Below are 16,490 nucleotides of genomic sequence, written 5' to 3' on the forward strand. Positions count from 1 at the left end.
GCGGTAGCAGCGGCGCTCACTGGGCACCTCCGAGCCGGATACGGGGGTCGATCACCGAATAGGCCAGGTCGACCAGGAGGTTGACGAGGATGTAGGCGGCCGAGGTGAACAGCACCACGCCCTGCACCATCGCGTAGTCGCGGGAGAAGACCGCGTCGATGGTGAGCTTGCCGAAGCCCGGCAGGACGAAGATCTGCTCGGTGACGACCGCGCCCGAGATGAGGTGACCGAGCTGCAGCCCGAGCACGGTCACCACGGTGACCAGGCTGTTGCGCAGGGCGTGCCCCATGATCACCTGGCGGCTGGAGAGCCCCTTGGCGCGCGCCGTGCGGACGTAGTCGGCGGACAGCGAGCCCAGCATGGCCGCGCGCGTCTGCCGCATCACGACCGCCGCCAGACCGGAGCCGAGGACGATCACCGGAAGCACCATATGGCGCAGGTTCTCCATCGGGTCCACGCCGAACGGCACGAACCCGGAGGCGGCGAAGACCGGGAGCGCGATGGCGAACGCGAGGACCAGCACGATGCCGAGCCAGAAGGCGGGCACCGAAAGTCCCAGCAGTGCCACCGCGTTGACCAGCCACTCCTCGGGCCGGCCGCGCCGGACCGCCGCGACCACCCCGGCGCCCACGCCGACGACGACCGCGAGCAGCAGGGCCAGGGCGGACAGTTCGAGGGTGACGGGCAGGGCCTCCAGGACCGAGTCCAGGACCGGCAGCCCGGTGCGGGAGGAGACGCCGAGGTCGCCGGTGGCAGCGTGCCGCACATAGCGCGCGTACTGCACCACGATGTTGTCGTCCAGCCCGTAGCTCGCCCGGATCTGGGCGATCGCCTCGGGCGTGGGCTCCTCCCCGGCCAGCGCGGTGGCGGTGTCGCCGGGCAGCGCCCGCACACCCGCGAAGACCACCACGCTGACCAGGAAGAGAGTGATCAGCGATTCGCCGACGCGGCGGATCGGATAGGACATCAGTTCCCTCCCTTCGCGTATCCGGCGTCCTTCACGCGGATCAGCCCGTCGCCGAAGACCTTCAGCCCGGCGACCTTCTTGGTCACGGACACGTAGTTCGTGGGCTGGATCAGATAGAGCACGGTGTGCTGGGCGCGGATGCGCTCGACGAGCCGGGCGTAGATCTTCTGGCGGGCGGCCTTGCCCGCGGTGGCGCCGCCCTCGGCGATCAGCCGGTCGATGGCGGGGTCGGAGAGGCCGCCGTAGTTCTGGGCGCCGCCGGTGCCGGCGAACACGTCGATGTTGCCCGCCGGGTCGAGCCGTCCGGACCAGTTGGTCGTCGCCGCCTGGAAGTCGCCCGCGCGGGAGTGCTCCAGGCCGGTGGCGAACTCGGTCGGCGCCAGGCTCACCGCGAAGCCCGCCTCCTTGGCCATGGCCTGGACGACCTGGCCCAGCCGGTTGTCCTCCGGGGTGGTGCTGATCTGCAGCCGCACCCGGACCGGGGTGGCCACCTTGGCGGCCTTGAGCAGCCGTTTGGCCTTGGCCAGGTCGCGGGCCGGGCAGCGGGCCCCGGTGGTATACGGGGTGCCGGAGGGGAGCGGGCCGCAGGTGGGCCGGTAGCGGTCCTGGAAGACGATGGTGTTGATGAGGGCGCGGTCCAGGGAGAGGTCGAACGCCTCGCGCACCCGCACATCCCGCGCGATCGGGGTGTCGATCCGGCCCGGCGGCGCCCCGGCGCCCTTGGTGTTGCCGATATTGAGGGTCAGTCCGTAGTAGCCCAGCGAGGGGGAGTTGAACAGCTGCAGCCCGGGCTCGGTGAGCGCCCTGCCCACTTGGACCGGGTCCATCTGGTCGCCGACCTGGATGTCACCGGACTGCAGATTCGCCAGCCGGACGTTGCCGTCGGTGATGGTGCGGTAGATCACCCGCCGCAGATGGACGGAGTCGGCGTCGTAGTAGTTCGGGTCCTTGTCCAGCACGATGCGGTCGCCCACCACGCGCTCGGCGTAGCGGAACGGGCCGACGCAGGTGGGGTGGCTCGCGAAGCCGTTGCCGTAACGCTTCAGCGCTGTCGGCGACATCACCATGCCCGCGCGGTCGGCGAGCAGCGCGAGCAGCGGAACGTACGGCTTCTTCAGCCGCAGCCGTACGGTGTCGTCGCCGACCGCCCGAACCGAGGTGACGGGCTTCAGCTCGCTGGCGCGGACGGATCCGGGCAGCGTGCGGTGCCGGTCGAGGGAGGTCTTGACCGCCTTCGCGTCCATCCGGGTGCCGTCGGCGAACCGGACGCCGTGCCGCAGCTTGATGGTGACCGTGCGGCCCCCGTCGCTGGTGGTGGGCGGGGCGGCGGCGAGTTGCGGCACGAACCGGTCCTGGGCGTCGACGTCGTAGAGCTTCTCGCACATCGCGGCGAACACCGTGCGGCCCACGGCGGTGCTGGCCAGGGTGGGGTCCAGCTTGTCCGGGTCCGATTTGAGGGCGATGGCCAGCGTTCCGCCGTCGCGGACGGGCCGGGGGTCGGTCATCCGGTCGGCGCCCACCTCGGCCGTGGGAGAGGCCAGGGAGGCGCAGCCGGCGGTGGCGGCGACGACCAGCACGCACAGCCCCCGGGCGGCGAGGGCCGCGCCGGGCGGTCGGTGGCGGGTGGGTGGGGGCCGGTCGCTGGGTCCGCTCGTTCTTTGGCGCATGGCGGGATGCCTCACTGCTGGGGACGGAGAGCGCGCGCTGCGGTGCGGCCAGGATGGCGCAGGGACAGGCGGTTGGTCCATTGGTCGGACCAGATTGCTTTCAGCGGACGGTAGTGGGCGGGCCCGGCGACTCCGGTTGCCCGCCTGTCACCACCTGGTTAAATCCCCTCGCGTCGGCGGCCGGGACGATGCCGGGGGAGAGGTCCGCCGGATATGAGACTCTGGACGACCACCGGCCGGACCGGAAAGGTCACAGGAAAGTTCGGGAAAGCCCGGAAAGGCCCGGGGCGTTCGAGAAGCTCGGGAAGTTCGGGAAGCTCGCAAGGTTCGCGAAGTTCGGAAGGCTTCGGGAAAGCTGAAGAAGGCGGAGGAAAGCCAGGAGATGGACTGGCGGCAACTGCGGCACTCCACCCTGTCGAGGCCGGACGCCCTGGCCGTCGGCCTGGAGCGGCTGATCCTGAGCGGAGAGCTGCCGCCCGGTTCCCGCGTCCCCCCGGAGCGGGAGCTGGCGGAGAGCCTCGGCGTCTCCCGGGGCTCGGTCCGCGAAGCGCTGCGCGCCCTCGCCTCCCGCGGACTGGTCGCCCGGCGCCCCGGCTCCGGCACCGTCGTACTCGACCCGGGGGCCACCCCCCACGGCGACATCCTCGCCTCGGGGCTCGACGCCACGGCGGAGCTGCTGCAGGTCATGGAGGTGCGCGCGTGTATCGAGCCCTCGGTGACCGCGCGGGCCGCCCGGCGTGCCACCCCCGCCGACATCGTCCAGCTGCACGCGCTGCTGGACGCGATGCGACGGGAGCCCACGCGGCGGGAGTTCACCGACCTGGACCGCACCTTCCACCGCGCCATCGCCCAGTACACCCGCAACCCCCTGCTGCTGCGGCTGCTGGACCGGGTCTACGAGATCGGTGAGCCGGGGCGGCGCGAGACCTCGCTGTCCGCCGCCCGCCGGCGCGCCACGATCGAGGAGCACCAGGCCATCCTGCGGGCGATCGAGGCCCGCGACCCGGAGGCGGCCCGAGCCGCCTCCGAGACGCATCTGGACTCGGTACTGCACCGGATCGAGGAGCAGCGGCGGCGTACGGAGGCGCGGGGCGGCGGAGTTGAGGCGGCGGGGGCCTGAGACACCGGGAGTCGAGCCCGGCTGTTTGACGACCGGCCCTAGGGGCGGACGTACCGGTCGGGGTTGCCCTGCGGCCAGTTGATGGTGAGGCTCTGGCCGTCACCGCTGACCACCGCGGTGCCGCCGGAGATGGTCTCGCCCTGGCAGGTCATGGAGACGGCCATGCTCGCGCTGATCGTCCCGGGGCAGGACTTGCCCTGGTACCCCACGGTCAGGGAGCCGCCGGTCACGGTCATGACGAGCGGTTTGCCGTTCGGATCGCGCACCTGGGAGTACCACGTGCCCTGCACGCTCGCCGGGGCGCCCGCGCGGGTCGGCGCGGGGGCCTGCGTCCTCGGGGCCGTGCGACGGGGCGCCGGGGTGACGTTGTCGGCGGTGCGGGTGGCCCGGGGGCTGCTCGGGCTCGCGCTGGGGCTCTTCCCGGCGGGCTTCGTACGGCTCGGGCTGGGGCTCGCACCGGTGGGGGTGGCGGACGCGGTGCCGCGCGAGCCGTCGCCCTTCTGGGCGGCCGCGGCCTTGTCGGAAGTGCCGGACGACTGGGCGCCCTTGTCGTCGTCGTTGCCGCAGCCGGTCAGCGCCAGAGCCAGCACCGCGACGGCCACGGTGGCGGCCGCATTTATTTTCCGCACGAGAATCCCTGATATTCCTGAGTGAACGGGGAAGGCATGAGGGAAGATCTTGACAGGCGGATCCGGTAAAACTCCATGGGTTCCGGCGATGTTCTCCAGGAAAGGTGAACTGTAATCCGGATCAGTTTCCTGTGGTGCTTTCTCGCGGCGCTTTCCTGCGGAGGGGTTCTCACGGTGTCGCCGGACCGGCGCCGGGCTCGAAGACCACCGACCACGGCCGGGGTCGGCCGGTCTCCTCCGGAGGCGTGAGCAGCCGGTTGGGCGGGTCCTCCCGCGCGATGACCTCCGCGGCGATCCGGGCGAACGGAGCTGCCGCCGGATGGGCCGAATGCGCAGGCCATACGGCGGACATCCACAGCATCAGCGGCCGGCCGGCCAGCGGGCGCCAGGCGGCCCGCGGCTCCTTGCCCGCCGCCCGCCCGTCGTCGAACGCCACCCCGCGTCCCGATGCCACCAGCCCCAGCAGGAATTCCGGATTACGGGCATGACGGACCGCGGGCGGCGTGAAACCGCCCTCCCGGCAGATATCGAGAATCCGGTCGTACCACCCCGGCGCGGCGGCCCGGGGAAAGAGAAACAGCTCATGGCCGGTAAGGTCCGCCAGGGTCACCTCGGAAAGGCGGGCCAGCGGGGAGGATCGGGGCAGGACGACCCCCAATTCGACCCCGGCGGACGGCCCCAGCACGAGATCGTCGGCGTCCGCCACCGGGTGGTGCACCAGACCCACGTCCAGCCGGGCGGCGGCGAGCAGCCGCACCTGCTCGGCCGTGTCCACCTCCTGAAGGTCGATCCGCAGCCCCGGGAACTCCTCCGCGCACGCCGACAGCAGGGCGTGCAGCGTCCGGGCGGGCGTCTGCGGTGGTACGCCCGCCCGCAGCGTGCCCAGTTCCCCGTCGCGGACCCGCGCCATGACGGTGCGCAACCGCTCCTCGCGGGCGAGCAGTTCGCGCGCCTCCTCCAGCAGCAGCGCACCGGCGGCGGTGAGTCGCACCTGGCGGGCCGAGCGGTCGAACAGCTCCAGCCCCAACTCCCGCTCCAGCCGCCGGATGGACTGGCTCAGCGGCGGCTGTGCCATGCCGAGGAGATCGGCGGCGCGGCTGAAGTGCAGCTCCTCCGCGACGACAATGAACAGGCGCAGGTGGCGTATGAGATCCACCGGGCGACCCTATGCGACGCCGGAGGGGTGAGGGGGAGCGTTGGACAAGGGGGAATCAGGGGCCACGGCGCCGGTCGACGGGGCGCTGATCGACGCGGCGCCGGTCGACGCGGCGCTGATCGAGAAGCGGATCGCGGAGGTGTTCGCGGAGGCGGACGCCGAGGGCCGGCTGCACGCGGTGGACATCGACGCACCCGGGCGCGAGATCGGCCTCGGCGTGGACGACCAGGTCGTCATCGCGTCCGTGTTCAAGATCCTGCTGGTGCTGGAGTTCGCCCGGCAGGCCGACGCCGGACAGCTCGACCCCCGCGAACGGGTGGTCATCACCGCCCCGGGCCGCCTCGGCGGCTGGGGCACCGCGGGCTGCGCCGACGATGTCGAGATGTCCCTGCGCGACCTGGCGTACTTCGCCCTGTCGGTGAGCGACAACTCCGCGGCGGACGCGCTGGTGCGCCGGATCGGCCTCGATACGGTGCGGCTGCTGGCGGCCGAACTCGGCCTGGACCGCACGCGGATCGTCGGCGGGCCCCGGGAACTGCTGGAGTCGATGTTCGAGGACGCGGGCGCGACGGACGAGGCGGAGTTCGCCGCCGTCTATCCGACGCTCACCTTCGAGCGGCTGCGCCGCTTCCGCGTCCTGGACCCCCGGCACACCACCTCCAGCACCCCCCGCGACATCACCACCCTGCTGGGCCTGATCTGGCGGGACCGGGCCGGTTCCCCGGCGGCGTGCGCGCTGGTGCGGGAGTTGATGTCCCGGCAGGTCTTCCGTCAGCGGCTGGCCTCCGGCTTCCCCGATGACGTGCTGGTCGCGGCGAAGACGGGCACGCTGCCGAGCCTGCATATCGAGGCGGGCGTCGTCCGCTACCCGGACGGCGGCCGGTACGCGGTCGCCGTGTTCGCCCGTACGGCCTCGGCCGCGGCGGCACGTACGGCGGTGGACGCGGCGATCGGGCGGGCGGCGCGGCTGGCGGCGGACGCGCTCAGACCCCGCTGACCTGGCCTGATACGGAAACGGATATGGCTGCAGTGCCGCGACGATCTTGGACGGTGGGCCGGGGAACTGCTCTGCTGGGCCCATGACCGCCAACAGAGCATCGCGCTTCAACCGCCGTCTGCTGATCCGGGGAGCGGCGGCCGGCGCGGCCGTACCCGCCGTCCTTCCCACGGCCGCGCAGGCGGCCACGGGGACGGTGCCGCGTGCCCCCAGGAACCCGGACGCGACGACCTCCGACGCGAAGACTTCGAACGCGGGGACCTCGAACGCCAAGACCTCCGACGCGACCTTCCAGTGGCTCGGTACGAGCGGCTGGCGCATCGACACCGGCGGCGGCCGGACGATCCTCTTCGACCCCTATCTGAGCCGCTTCGAAACCGGGCTCTTCAAGAAGAGCTTCAATCCGAAGACGCCGCTGACCACGGACGGTGCGACGATCGACCGCCATATAGGCCGCCCCGAGCTGATCCTGGTCAGCCACAGCCACTGGGACCACCTCAACGACGTCCCCTATATCGCCGCGGCCGCCCCGGACGCGCGGATCGTCGGCACCGAGACCACGTACCACCTGCTCCGGGCCCTCGGCGTCGACAAGGCCCGGATCGCCGTGGTCAGGGGCGGTGAGGTGCTGGACTTCGACGGCCTGGTGGTCGAGGCGGTCTCCAGCCGCCACAGCCGTAACGACTCCTACGGCTACTTCGCCCCCGGCACCCTCACCGGCCCCCCGCCCCGCCCCAGACCGTCTCCGACCTCCCGGAGGGCGACACTCTCGCCTTCCACGTGACGCTGCCCGACGGGCTTTCGGCCTTCCTCATGGGAGCGAGCGATTTCAGCGAACGGGACGCCGCCGGTCTGCGCCCCGACGTGGCCATGATCGCCACCCCCAGCACCCCCGCCACCCACCGCTACGCCCCCCGTCTGCTGAAGGCGCTCGGTTACCCCGCCACCGTGGTCCCCGTGCACTGGGACAACTTCGAACTCCCCCTGGACGAGGGTGCCCACCGCGATCCCACGATCGACCTGGACGGTTTCATCGCCCGGATCCGCGAGGCCAGCCCCGGCTCCCGCATCCTGCTGCCGGAGTACGCGACCCCGTACCGCTTCTGACCCGCTCGGCCGTGAACGATCTGGCTCGGCCGCGAACGCCAGGCTCGCTCCTGAGCGACCGGGCCTGTGCGGCGCGCCCTCAGGACGGCGCGTCCCTACGACCTGATCCCCACACCCCCACCCACGACGAGGTTCTCCCCGGTGACGAAGCCGGCCGCGTCCGAGGCCAGGAACGCCACGACTTCGGCGACCTCTTCGCTCGTCCCGAACCTCCCGAGGGGGACCTGGGAGACCGTGGCCTTGGCGACCTCTTCCAGCATTTCGGCCGGCATCCCTTGTTTGGCCCAGATTCCGGTGTCGATCGGGCCGGGGCTGACGGCGTTGACGCGAATGCGCCGGGGAGCGAGTTCAAGGGCGAGTGACGGCACCATGGAAAGCAGGGCTCCCTTGGTGGCGGCGGAAACGGCGGCCCCGCCGGGAATTCCCCTCGTGGCGCCGATCCCTACGTTGAAGATGATGGAACCCCCGTCATGGAGCAGGGGGAGGGCCTTTTGGAGGGTGAAGAACTGGCCTTTGACATTGACGCTGAAAAGGTCGTCGTAGGCGGCCTCGTCGAATACGTCGGCTTCGATCGGTAGCATGCGGACGATGGCGGCATTGAGAAATACGACATCGAGTCCGCCGAAGCGCTCACGGATGTCCTCGACGACGCGGTCGGTCTCGGGCAGCGAGCGGGCGTCGGCGCGCACCACGACCACGTCTTCGGGGAATTCCTTCTCGGCCGCGGCGATGGTGTCGGGATTCTGCCCGGTGACGACCACCTGATATCCGCGACGATGAAGCAATTCGGCGGTGGCCTTGCCGATTCCACTGGTGCCACCGGTGATCAGGGCTACGGGTGCGGACATACGTCTCTCCTCGCTGGTACAGAAAAAAAGGGGGGAACTGCTGCGGATACGTACGCCACGCTAGGAACGGCCCTGGATCCGCGTCCAAGGCCTGTTCCGCATGCGGAGATACGACTCAGGCATCACCACAGCTCAAGGGGATTGCCCAGTAGCGGACGGCGCGTGGGCGCGGCTAGCGTGAGGGCATGGCAGACACGCCGCCTCCGGTGGATCTCGATCTTCGGCTGGTGCGGTATTTCACCGTCGTCGCCGAATACCGGCACTTCCGCCGCGCCGCCGAGGCCCTCCACATCACCCAGCCGTCCCTGAGCCGGCAGATCCGCCAGCTCGAACGACAGCTGGGGGCCAGGCTGATCGACCGCACCCCGCAGGGCAGCAAGCTCACTGAGGCCGGCGAGGTCTTCCTGTCCCGCGCCAAGACGCTGCTGCGATCCGCCGCCCAGGCCGCGGCCCACACCCGGGCCGTCGCCGAGCCGAGCCGGATCACCATCGGCTACATCATGAACGTCATCGTCACCCCGGCGGTGCGCGAGCTGCGCCACCGGAACCCGGACGCCGACGTCCGCGCCCTGCACCTGACCTGGAACGACGCACGGGTCGCCCTGCTCGACCACCGGGTGGACGCCGCGGTGACCCGACTGCCGTTCCCGACCGGTGATCTGCAGGTGACGGTTCTCTACGACGAGCCCCGGGTGCTGGTGGTGCCCATCGATCACCCGTTGGCCGGGAAGGAATCGGTCACCGTCGCCGACATTGCCGACGAACCCCTGATCCGGGGCGCCGACCCGGTCTGGAACGCCTTCTGGCGGATCGACCCCCGCCCCGACGGCAGCCGCGCACCCGACGGCCCGCTTGCCGAGGGGGTGGAGGACAAGCTCGAACTCATCGCCTCCGGGCAGGCCGTGACCATCGCACCCGGTGCCTATAGCCAGGGCCTCCGCCCCGATCTCGCCACCGTCCCGCTGCACGGGGTCGAGCCGAGTCATGTGGTGCTGGCCACCCGCGCCGACGACAACAGCCGCCTTGTGACGGCCTTCCGTAAGTACGCCCGGGCCCACCTCACCGGTCCGCCTTCGGCCGGCTCAACGGCCACTCGGTGAACAAAAAGTTAAGCAGCCCACAATAGGCGGTTGCCGCGATGGAACTTTTCATGACGCAACTACCGTGGAAAAAGGGGATGACCTGCGCCTGCGGGAAACTAGGGGATTCCCGGTGCAACCGCTTGCCGTCCATCTCGGTCTACCAGGGCGATCGGAAACACCAAATCGCCGATCACCGGCGCCCGGTGATCGCATCGGCGCTTCCTCCGCCGGTTTGATCGGCACTGATTGCACGAAGGGTCACACCCCTATGCGCATGTACCGGACCATGGCCGCTACGGCCACCCTCGCTCTCGCCCTGGGGGGAGCCGCTCTTGCGGCGCCCGCCGCCCAGGCGTCCGCGACGACCTCGGGTTCTCTCGTCCACGAGGACGGTGAGCTCTGGTACAAGGCCGCCGCGGGACAGAAGAACAACCTGTCGGTCTCCGAGCAGATCGTCAGCCGTGGGGAATTCGAGGAATACTACGTCCTCACCTTCCGCGACAACGGTGATATCACCATCGATGCGGAAGCGGCGGACTGGGACGAGTGCACCTACCCGACCGCGGGCGATCACACCGTCGCCCAGTGCGCGGTGCTCATCCCGCAGAACTCCGACGACTCGGACAACTACGACGTCGACCTCGGTGACGGCGACGACACCATCAAGCTCGACGCCGACAGCTCGGCCTACGCCGGAATTCACGGTGGCGCCGGCAACGACGTCCTCAAGGGCAACGCGGCGCCGATGTTCTACGGCGAGGACGGCGACGACCAGATCGACGGCGGCGGCGGTGTCATGGGCTTCGGCGCCTACGGCGGCGACGGCGACGACACCATCACCAACTGCGTGCAGGAATGCCACGGTGACGCCGGCGACGACACCATCACCGGCGGCTCCGAGGACAATATCCTGCGCGGCGGCACCGGCAAGGACATCCTGCGCGGTGGCAAGGGCGCCGACGCCATCTACGGCGACCAGGACGACGACACGCTGTACGGCGAGGACGGCAACGACACGATCTACGGCAACAGCGGCAATGACGTGCTGTGGGGCGGCCAGGGCACTGACACCCTCTCCGGCGGCCCGGGCAGCAACGAGGTTCACCAGGACTAGCTTCACCGGGATCAGGTCCACCGGGACCAGGTCCAGCTGACGGCAGGGCCTCCCGAGTGGCTCGGGGCCCTGCCGTCGCGCTTCCCGCCCGGCAGCGCCGCCAACTTTCGCCACGTGACGCGAGGACGGACGCGAGGACGGATGGACGCGAAGACATGGACGGACGGGGCGTTCAGCCCTCGGCGTCGTCCTCGGCCGACCTCCCCCCGCCCCCGTTCGGCCGCGGCCGCAGATGGGTGCGACGTCCGTCCTGGTCCAGGATGCCCAGGATCTCCGCCGGTCCTTCGTGCGCCCCGAACGCGTGGGGGATCATGGTGGAGAACTCCGCGGCCTGCCCGGTCTCGACGAGGATTCGCCGGTCCCCCAACACGAGCGTGACGGCTCCGGACAAGACGGTGAACCAGTCCCTGCCCGGATGGACCTTCAGCGCCCTGGCACTGGTCGGGGCCGGTTTGGTGAGGCGCATCTTGGCCACGATGACCCCGGGCTGCCGGTTCAGCATCCAGGTGGTCAGCCCGCGCGCCATGTCATGCTGCGGCCGGATGATCACGTCATCGTCTGCGTCCGACTCCACCAGCTGATCCAAAGTGGTCCCCAGGGCCCGGGCTATCGCGCTCAACTGATCAAGACTGATCCGCCGATGCCCCGTCTCGATCCGGCTCAGCGTGGAGGGGCTCAGATAGCAACGGGCGGCCAGATCGTCCAGCGACCAGCCCAAGGCCGAACGCAGTCCCCTGATCCGCTTGCGGACCAAGCCGTCGAGAGCGCTGTCCTCTTGCGTCATGGGCAAGATGGTATGTCGCTGGAGCAAGGCCGCCCTAGGCTCGGAGCATGACGGATCACCACCATCACCACCACAACAACGCGGCTGATGAGGACGAGTGGGGCGAGTCGGCCATGGCCGAACTCCTGGACCTCGACGCCGAAGTCCTGCACACCTTCCTGTCCGAGGCGACGGCTGTCCTGGCCCAGCTCACGCGAGACGAACCACTCCACCGGATCCTCGACCTGGGCAGCGGTACCGGTGCGGGAACCCTCGCCCTGCTCCAGCGGTTCGAGGGCGCCGAGGCGATCGCCGTGGACCGATCCCCGCGGCTTCTGGACCATCTCCGCGGCAAGGCCCGCGCCCGCGGAGTGGAGGACCGGGTGCGCACCGTCCAAGCGGATCTGGACGCCGCATGGCCGGAATTCGGCGCCGTGAACCTGGTGTGGGCATCGGCGTCCCTCCACCACCTGACCGATCCCGACCGCGGATTGCGGCAGATCTTCGAGTCGCTGCGCCCCGGCGGACTCCTGGCAGTGATCGAGATGGCCGGCTTCCCGCGTTTCCTCCCCGATGACGTCGGCCGAGGGCGCCCCGGACTCGAAGCCCGCTGTCACGCCGCACGGGCCGAAGCCCACGCCGAGAGCCTGCCGGACCTGGGCTCCGACTGGGGCCCCCGGCTCTCCGCCGCCGGATTCACCGTCGAGGTGGAGCGCCCCTTCACCATCGATCTGCGTCCCCCGCTGCCCGAGTCCGTCGGCCGCTACGCCCAGGCTTCCCTCGGAGTGCTGCGTTCCCGCGTCGCCGAAAAGCTGAGCTCCGAGGACCTGGCCACACTCGACCACCTCATCGACAGCGACAGCCCCGACGGCGTCGTACGACGCGATGACCTCACCGTCCGCGCCGAGCGCACGCTGTGGGCGGCGCGCCGCCCATGACCTGACGCGGTCACCGGCCATGGGCTTCGGCTGGTCAGCGCTCCAGCGGCAGGCCCGGCGCGATCTGCTCGCCCAGCGTCCGCAACTGACCGGACAAGCCTCCGGTCAGCGGCGGGCCTTCGAACGCGGGCGAAGGGTTCGTCTCTCGCAGGATCCCCATCAGGACCAGCGGCACGCGCGCCGCCGAGGCGATGGTGTCCTGGGGGCGGCGTAACCCGGGACCGGTGAACCGTGGATCAGGGCGTACTCATGCGGGTTGGCCTGCGCCCAGTCCCGGACCGCGTGACACGCCACGCCTTGCGCCGGCGCTCCCGCGGTGAGCCCCCTCGGCCGCCTTCTCCGCCCTCTCGCCGACCGCGTCGTACGCGTCGATGATCAGCGCGGTGAGCAGCTCGTCCCTGCTGGCGAAGTAGCGGTAGAGGGCCGAGGACACCATGCCCAGCTCCCGGGCGACCGAGCGCAACGAGAGCTTCTGGGGATCATCCGCCGCGAGCTGGCGCCGGGCTTCGTTCTCGCCCTGATCCGCTACCGATCCGATCCGGAGACCAGGTCGAAGCGGATGTTCCCACCGCGACCAAGGCCCTCGGCGACGGCCTCGAGGCGTGGTTGCGCGATCTGAAGACCACCGCCGAGGCGGCCAACGGCCATAACGTCCGTAGCCGGTAGCCGCTTTGACTTCGCCCATGAGGGGTGAGTAACTGTTCGCCGCATGTCGTACGTCTCTGGAGGCGCTCTATGGCCGAAGCGGAAGTGGCAGGCGAGACGAAAGCGGAGGGCGGCCCGGAAGCGGAACGCTGCCCGAAAGTGCGCTGCCCCCTGGGCGACTTCCCGTTCGTGGCGGAGCACCCCCTGGAGCCCCCGGAGGAATGGGCGGCGCTGCGCGCGGAGGGGTGCCCGGTGCCGGAGCTGACGCTGCGGTCGAGCGGGGAGCCGGTGCGGGTGCTGACGCGGTACGCGGATGTGCACACGATGCTGTCCGACCCGCGCTTCCCGCGGGACCGGAGCGAGGCGGGCCCGGACGGGACCGGCACCGGTGAACGCCACCAGCGCTGGCGGCGGTTGGTGGCCCAGACGCTCACCGCCAAACGGGTCGCCGCGCTCCGCCCCCGGATCGTCGCCATCGCGCATGACCTGGTGGACACCATGGAGGCCGGGCCGCAGCCCGCGGACCTCTGGGCGGGTTTCGCGTATCCGTTTCCGGCGCGGGTCGTCGGCGCCCTGCTGGGCGTACCGGAGCAGGACTGGGGCCGCTTCTCGTACTGGTCCGGCGCCCTGTTCGGCCAGGACCGCTACGGCGAGCAGGAGACCCGCACCGCCCGCCACGACCTCGCGACCTATCTGGGCGAGCATCTGGCCCGGAAGCGGCGCGAACCGGGTGACGACCTGCTCAGCAAGCTGATCGAGATCACCGACGCCGCCGACCGCCGCCTGCCCGAGGCGGTCTTCGTCCAGATCATGCAGGGGCTGATGCACGCCGGGCACGAGACGACGTCCAGCGTGATCGGGAAGCTGGTCCCGGTCCTGCTCGACGACCGTTCCCGCTGGCAGCGCCTGCTGGACGACCGTTCGCTGATCCGCCCGGCCGTCGAGGAGCTGCTGCGCTTCGACGTCAACCGGGGTCCGGGCATGCCGCGTTACCTCACGGAGGACATGGAACTGGGCGGCGAGGTGATCCCGAAGGGCAGCACCACCCTGTCGGTCGTCGCCTCCGCCAACCGCGACGAGCGGATGTTCTCCGACCCGGACGCGCTGGACCTGACCCGTTCCCCCAATCGCCACCTCGCCTTCGGTGCCGGCGCCCACTCCTGCATCGGCCAGGCCCTGGCCCGCACCGAACTCCAGGTCACCCTGGAAATCCTGCTGGAGCGCCTGCCCGGTCTCGACCTGGCGGTCCCGTCAGCCGAACTGGCACGGCGCGAGGGAGTCCTCACGGACAGCTTCGAGCAGGTCCCCGTGGTGTGGTAGCGAGCGGCAGGCCAGGACCATGACATAGCTCACATGGAAAGGGTGACAGGGTGGTGTCGCGGGCGGCTGCGACTGTCTGCGTATGACGATCACAGATGAGGACTGCCTCGCCGAGACCCTGGCCTTCAACGAGCAATTCGAGGCTGCCGCGGCGAGCCGTCCGGCCCGCGGGCAATCCCCGAGCGCGGCCACGCTGGAGCTCCTGCGGCGCAACCGGGTCGGCGGCGACACGCCACCGGTGAGACTGGCGCACGCCCAAAGCCGCGTCGTCGAGGGCGGGGTGAAGGTCCGGACGTTCGTACCGGATCGCGTCGACGGCGTGTACTTGCACATCCACGGAGGCGGCTGGGCATTCGGCTCCGCGGACGGGCAGGATGAACGGCTCTGGCGGCTTGCCGTGCAGGCACGGCTCGCCGTGGTGAGCGTGGAGTACCGCCTGGCGCCGGAACACCCGTTCCCCGCCGGGCCCGACGACTGCGAAGCGGCCGCCCGATGGCTGGTGGCGCACGCCGCGACCGAGTTCGGTACCGAACGGCTGCTGATCGGTGGTGAATCGGCCGGTGCCCACCTGAGTGTCGTGACACTGCTACGCCTTCGCGACCGGCACGGCATCACCGGCGCGTTCCGGGCGGCCAACCTGCTCTTCGGCCCCTACGACCTGTCGATGACACCGAGCCAGCGGTCCTTCGGCTCCAGGCAACTGCTCAGCAATACCGACTCGCTCCGGAGCACCTACGAGCTCTTCACCCCGGGGATGGGGGCGGAGCAGCGCCGCGACCCCGAGGTCTCACCGCTGTTCGCGAACCTGACCGGCTTGCCGCCCGCCCGGGTCGTCATCGGCACCGAGGATCCGCTGCTGGACGACTCCCTGTTTCTGGCCGGGCGATGGCAGGCGGCGGGCGTGCCCGTGCAACTTGGCGTCGTCGCCGGCGCGATGCACGGCTTCACCCTCTTCCCGCTGACCATCAGCGAGCGGGAACACCGGCGGGAGCGGGACTTCCTGGCCGCCGCGTGACGGTAGCGTCGGCCTCATGAACCGCACGGCCCGGCTCTATGCGCTGGTGGAAGAGTTGCGCGCGGCCGCGCCGCGACCGCTGACGGTCGCGGCGCTCGCCGCGCGGTTCGAGATCAGCACCCGCACGGTGCAGCGCGACCTCCAGGCTCTGATGCAGACGGGTGTCCCGGTGCGCACCACACCCGGACGGGGCGGGGGCTGGTCGATCGCCCCCGAAATGACCCTGCCCCCGATTCACTTCACCACCGATGAAGCCTCGGCGCTGACCGCCGCGCTCGCCACGGCCGACGCCTCCACCCCCTACGCCAGTGCGGCCCGTACGGCAGCCCAGAAGATCGCGGCCTCGATGACCGGCCCCGCCTCGACGGCGGCCCGGACACTCGCCGCACGCATCGTTACGCTGCCGACGCGAACCGACTCCGAGGTCCGCACCGCGGTGGAACAGGCCCTCTCCCACAACCTGGCGCTGCGGCTGTCCTACACCGACGCGGCAGGACACGAAAGCGACCGCGTCGTGGAACCGGCCGGACTGCTCACCGCCAACCGCCGCTGGTACCTCATCGCCTGGTGCCGCACCCGACGCGCCGGCCGAGGCTTCCGCCTGGACCGGATCACAGCGGCGACTCCCACCGGCGAGCAGGCACAGCCCCGCAACCTGGCCGACCTCCTCCTCGGCTCAACCGCCGCCACCGCGGTGGGGCCCACCGCACTGGCCCCGCTTACACCCGCCCGGCCACCGCACTAGCCGCCCATGCTCCAGATGAGAGTGGTGGAGCCGACGAACCCCACAACACCCAGGGCCGCCCCGGCGATAGCGGTCCACAGTCGCCCGACGCTGCGGCGGGCGTGGTGAATGCCCATGGCACCGAGAACAGCGGCGAGCGCTCCGCCGATGATCGCCAACGGAAGAGTGAGAATCGCGAGCGCGGGCACCCAAGCGCCGACAACGGAGAAGCCACCGAGCACAACGGCGGTGGGCCCCAATCCAACGGCAGGCGAATCACTCCGACCGACCCCACCACCCCCGGACCCGGACACGCTCGACTCGGACATGACCCGCACCTCCGTGAGACGCATTCCCGTTCCGCACTCATCGTACCGACGGGGCCGCGACTGCCCTGG

At 70.7% G+C, this 16,490-nt stretch carries 17 protein-coding genes and 1 pseudogene; 10 read left to right on the top strand and 8 right to left on the bottom strand.

Annotated features, from left to right (window positions below; translation table 11 throughout):
- Positions 1–16: 16 nt before the first annotated feature.
- The gene (locus BLV72_RS21580) at positions 17–967 is read right to left on the bottom strand and encodes an ABC transporter permease (protein ID WP_174893814.1); all 951 of its coding nucleotides are present in this window, start codon (positions 965–967) and stop codon (positions 17–19) included.
- A complete protein-coding gene (locus BLV72_RS21585) occupies positions 967–2,634 on the bottom strand; it encodes an ABC transporter substrate-binding protein (RefSeq protein WP_208905688.1) in 1,668 nt (555 codons plus the stop codon). Before BLV72_RS21585 ends, BLV72_RS21580 begins: the two co-directional genes overlap by 1 nt.
- A gap of 382 nt (positions 2,635–3,016) precedes the next feature.
- On the opposite strand from BLV72_RS21585, the gene BLV72_RS21590 reads away from it, so the two are divergent.
- Complete coding sequence (locus BLV72_RS21590) at positions 3,017–3,754, top strand: FadR/GntR family transcriptional regulator (RefSeq protein WP_093464215.1); 738 nt, start codon at positions 3,017–3,019, stop codon at positions 3,752–3,754.
- A 38-nt stretch (positions 3,755–3,792) separates the two neighbouring features.
- Here BLV72_RS21590 and BLV72_RS21595 read toward each other — a convergent pair whose 3' ends face one another.
- Both BLV72_RS21595 and BLV72_RS21600 read right to left on the bottom strand, forming a co-directional pair.
- Positions 3,793–4,383, bottom strand: coding sequence for a hypothetical protein (locus BLV72_RS21595; protein WP_143059795.1), 591 nt, complete (start codon positions 4,381–4,383; stop codon positions 3,793–3,795).
- Positions 4,384–4,552: 169 nt separating this feature from the next.
- The gene (locus tag BLV72_RS21600) at positions 4,553–5,539 is read right to left on the bottom strand and encodes a LysR family transcriptional regulator (protein WP_093464217.1); all 987 of its coding nucleotides are present in this window, start codon (positions 5,537–5,539) and stop codon (positions 4,553–4,555) included.
- Positions 5,540–5,654: 115 nt separating this feature from the next.
- Between BLV72_RS21600 and BLV72_RS21605 the strand changes: the two genes are divergently transcribed.
- The 3 genes from BLV72_RS21605 (at position 5,655) to BLV72_RS52045 (ending at position 7,643) form a co-directional block, all read left to right on the top strand.
- Positions 5,655–6,536: a serine hydrolase gene (locus BLV72_RS21605; RefSeq protein WP_093470473.1), complete on the top strand. Its 882-nt coding sequence runs from the start codon at positions 5,655–5,657 to the stop codon at positions 6,534–6,536.
- 82 nt (positions 6,537–6,618) lie between these two features.
- Positions 6,619–7,320 (top strand): MBL fold metallo-hydrolase, encoded by a 702-nt coding sequence (locus BLV72_RS21610; RefSeq protein ID WP_425288385.1) that lies wholly within the window; start codon positions 6,619–6,621, stop codon positions 7,318–7,320.
- Positions 7,317–7,643: an MBL fold metallo-hydrolase gene (locus tag BLV72_RS52045; protein ID WP_425288386.1), complete on the top strand. Its 327-nt coding sequence runs from the start codon at positions 7,317–7,319 to the stop codon at positions 7,641–7,643. The genes BLV72_RS21610 and BLV72_RS52045 overlap by 4 nt, the downstream gene beginning before the upstream one ends.
- Before the next feature lie 95 nt (positions 7,644–7,738).
- On the opposite strand, the gene BLV72_RS21615 is transcribed toward BLV72_RS52045, so the two are convergent.
- The gene (locus BLV72_RS21615; protein ID WP_093464219.1) at positions 7,739–8,491 is read right to left on the bottom strand and encodes an SDR family oxidoreductase; all 753 of its coding nucleotides are present in this window, start codon (positions 8,489–8,491) and stop codon (positions 7,739–7,741) included.
- 185 nt (positions 8,492–8,676) lie between these two features.
- Here BLV72_RS21615 and BLV72_RS21620 point away from each other — a divergent pair, with 185 nt between their 5' ends.
- Both BLV72_RS21620 and BLV72_RS21625 read left to right on the top strand, forming a co-directional pair.
- Complete coding sequence (locus BLV72_RS21620; RefSeq protein ID WP_093464221.1) at positions 8,677–9,591, top strand: LysR family transcriptional regulator; 915 nt, start codon at positions 8,677–8,679, stop codon at positions 9,589–9,591.
- A gap of 268 nt (positions 9,592–9,859) precedes the next feature.
- On the top strand, positions 9,860–10,687 hold the full coding sequence (locus BLV72_RS21625) for a calcium-binding protein (protein WP_342030669.1): 828 nt from the start codon (positions 9,860–9,862) through the stop codon (positions 10,685–10,687).
- A gap of 172 nt (positions 10,688–10,859) precedes the next feature.
- Here the strand turns inward: BLV72_RS21625 and BLV72_RS21630 are convergent, their stop codons facing one another.
- Positions 10,860–11,471: a helix-turn-helix domain-containing protein gene (locus BLV72_RS21630; protein ID WP_093470474.1), complete on the bottom strand. Its 612-nt coding sequence runs from the start codon at positions 11,469–11,471 to the stop codon at positions 10,860–10,862.
- A 47-nt stretch (positions 11,472–11,518) separates the two neighbouring features.
- Here BLV72_RS21630 and BLV72_RS21635 point away from each other — a divergent pair, with 47 nt between their 5' ends.
- Positions 11,519–12,388 carry a class I SAM-dependent methyltransferase gene (locus BLV72_RS21635; RefSeq protein WP_093464225.1) on the top strand — a complete coding sequence of 290 codons (870 nt, stop codon included), beginning with the start codon at positions 11,519–11,521 and terminating at the stop codon, positions 12,386–12,388.
- 46 nt (positions 12,389–12,434) lie between these two features.
- On the opposite strand, the pseudogene BLV72_RS21640 reads toward BLV72_RS21635, so the two are convergent.
- Positions 12,435–12,926 (bottom strand): annotated as a pseudogene (locus BLV72_RS21640) (TetR/AcrR family transcriptional regulator); the annotation flags it as partial.
- Between the two features lie 197 nt (positions 12,927–13,123).
- Here BLV72_RS21640 and BLV72_RS21645 point away from each other — a divergent pair.
- From BLV72_RS21645 to BLV72_RS21655, 3 genes are all read left to right on the top strand, one after another.
- Positions 13,124–14,353, top strand: coding sequence for a cytochrome P450 (locus tag BLV72_RS21645; RefSeq protein WP_208905690.1), 1,230 nt, complete (start codon positions 13,124–13,126; stop codon positions 14,351–14,353).
- Positions 14,354–14,435: 82 nt separating this feature from the next.
- Positions 14,436–15,368 carry an alpha/beta hydrolase gene (locus BLV72_RS21650; protein WP_093464226.1) on the top strand — a complete coding sequence of 311 codons (933 nt, stop codon included), beginning with the start codon at positions 14,436–14,438 and terminating at the stop codon, positions 15,366–15,368.
- 16 nt (positions 15,369–15,384) lie between these two features.
- On the top strand, positions 15,385–16,113 hold the full coding sequence (locus tag BLV72_RS21655) for a helix-turn-helix transcriptional regulator (RefSeq protein ID WP_093464228.1): 729 nt from the start codon (positions 15,385–15,387) through the stop codon (positions 16,111–16,113).
- Here BLV72_RS21655 and BLV72_RS21660 read toward each other — a convergent pair.
- Entirely contained in the window at positions 16,110–16,421 is a 312-nt protein-coding gene (locus tag BLV72_RS21660) for a hypothetical protein (protein WP_093470476.1), read from the bottom strand. The two genes, BLV72_RS21655 and BLV72_RS21660, sit on opposite strands and share 4 nt — an antisense overlap.
- Positions 16,422–16,490: the final 69 nt, after the last annotated feature.

It is taken from the genome of Streptomyces melanosporofaciens (assembly GCF_900105695.1).
Taxonomy (GTDB): domain Bacteria; phylum Actinomycetota; class Actinomycetes; order Streptomycetales; family Streptomycetaceae; genus Streptomyces; species Streptomyces antimycoticus.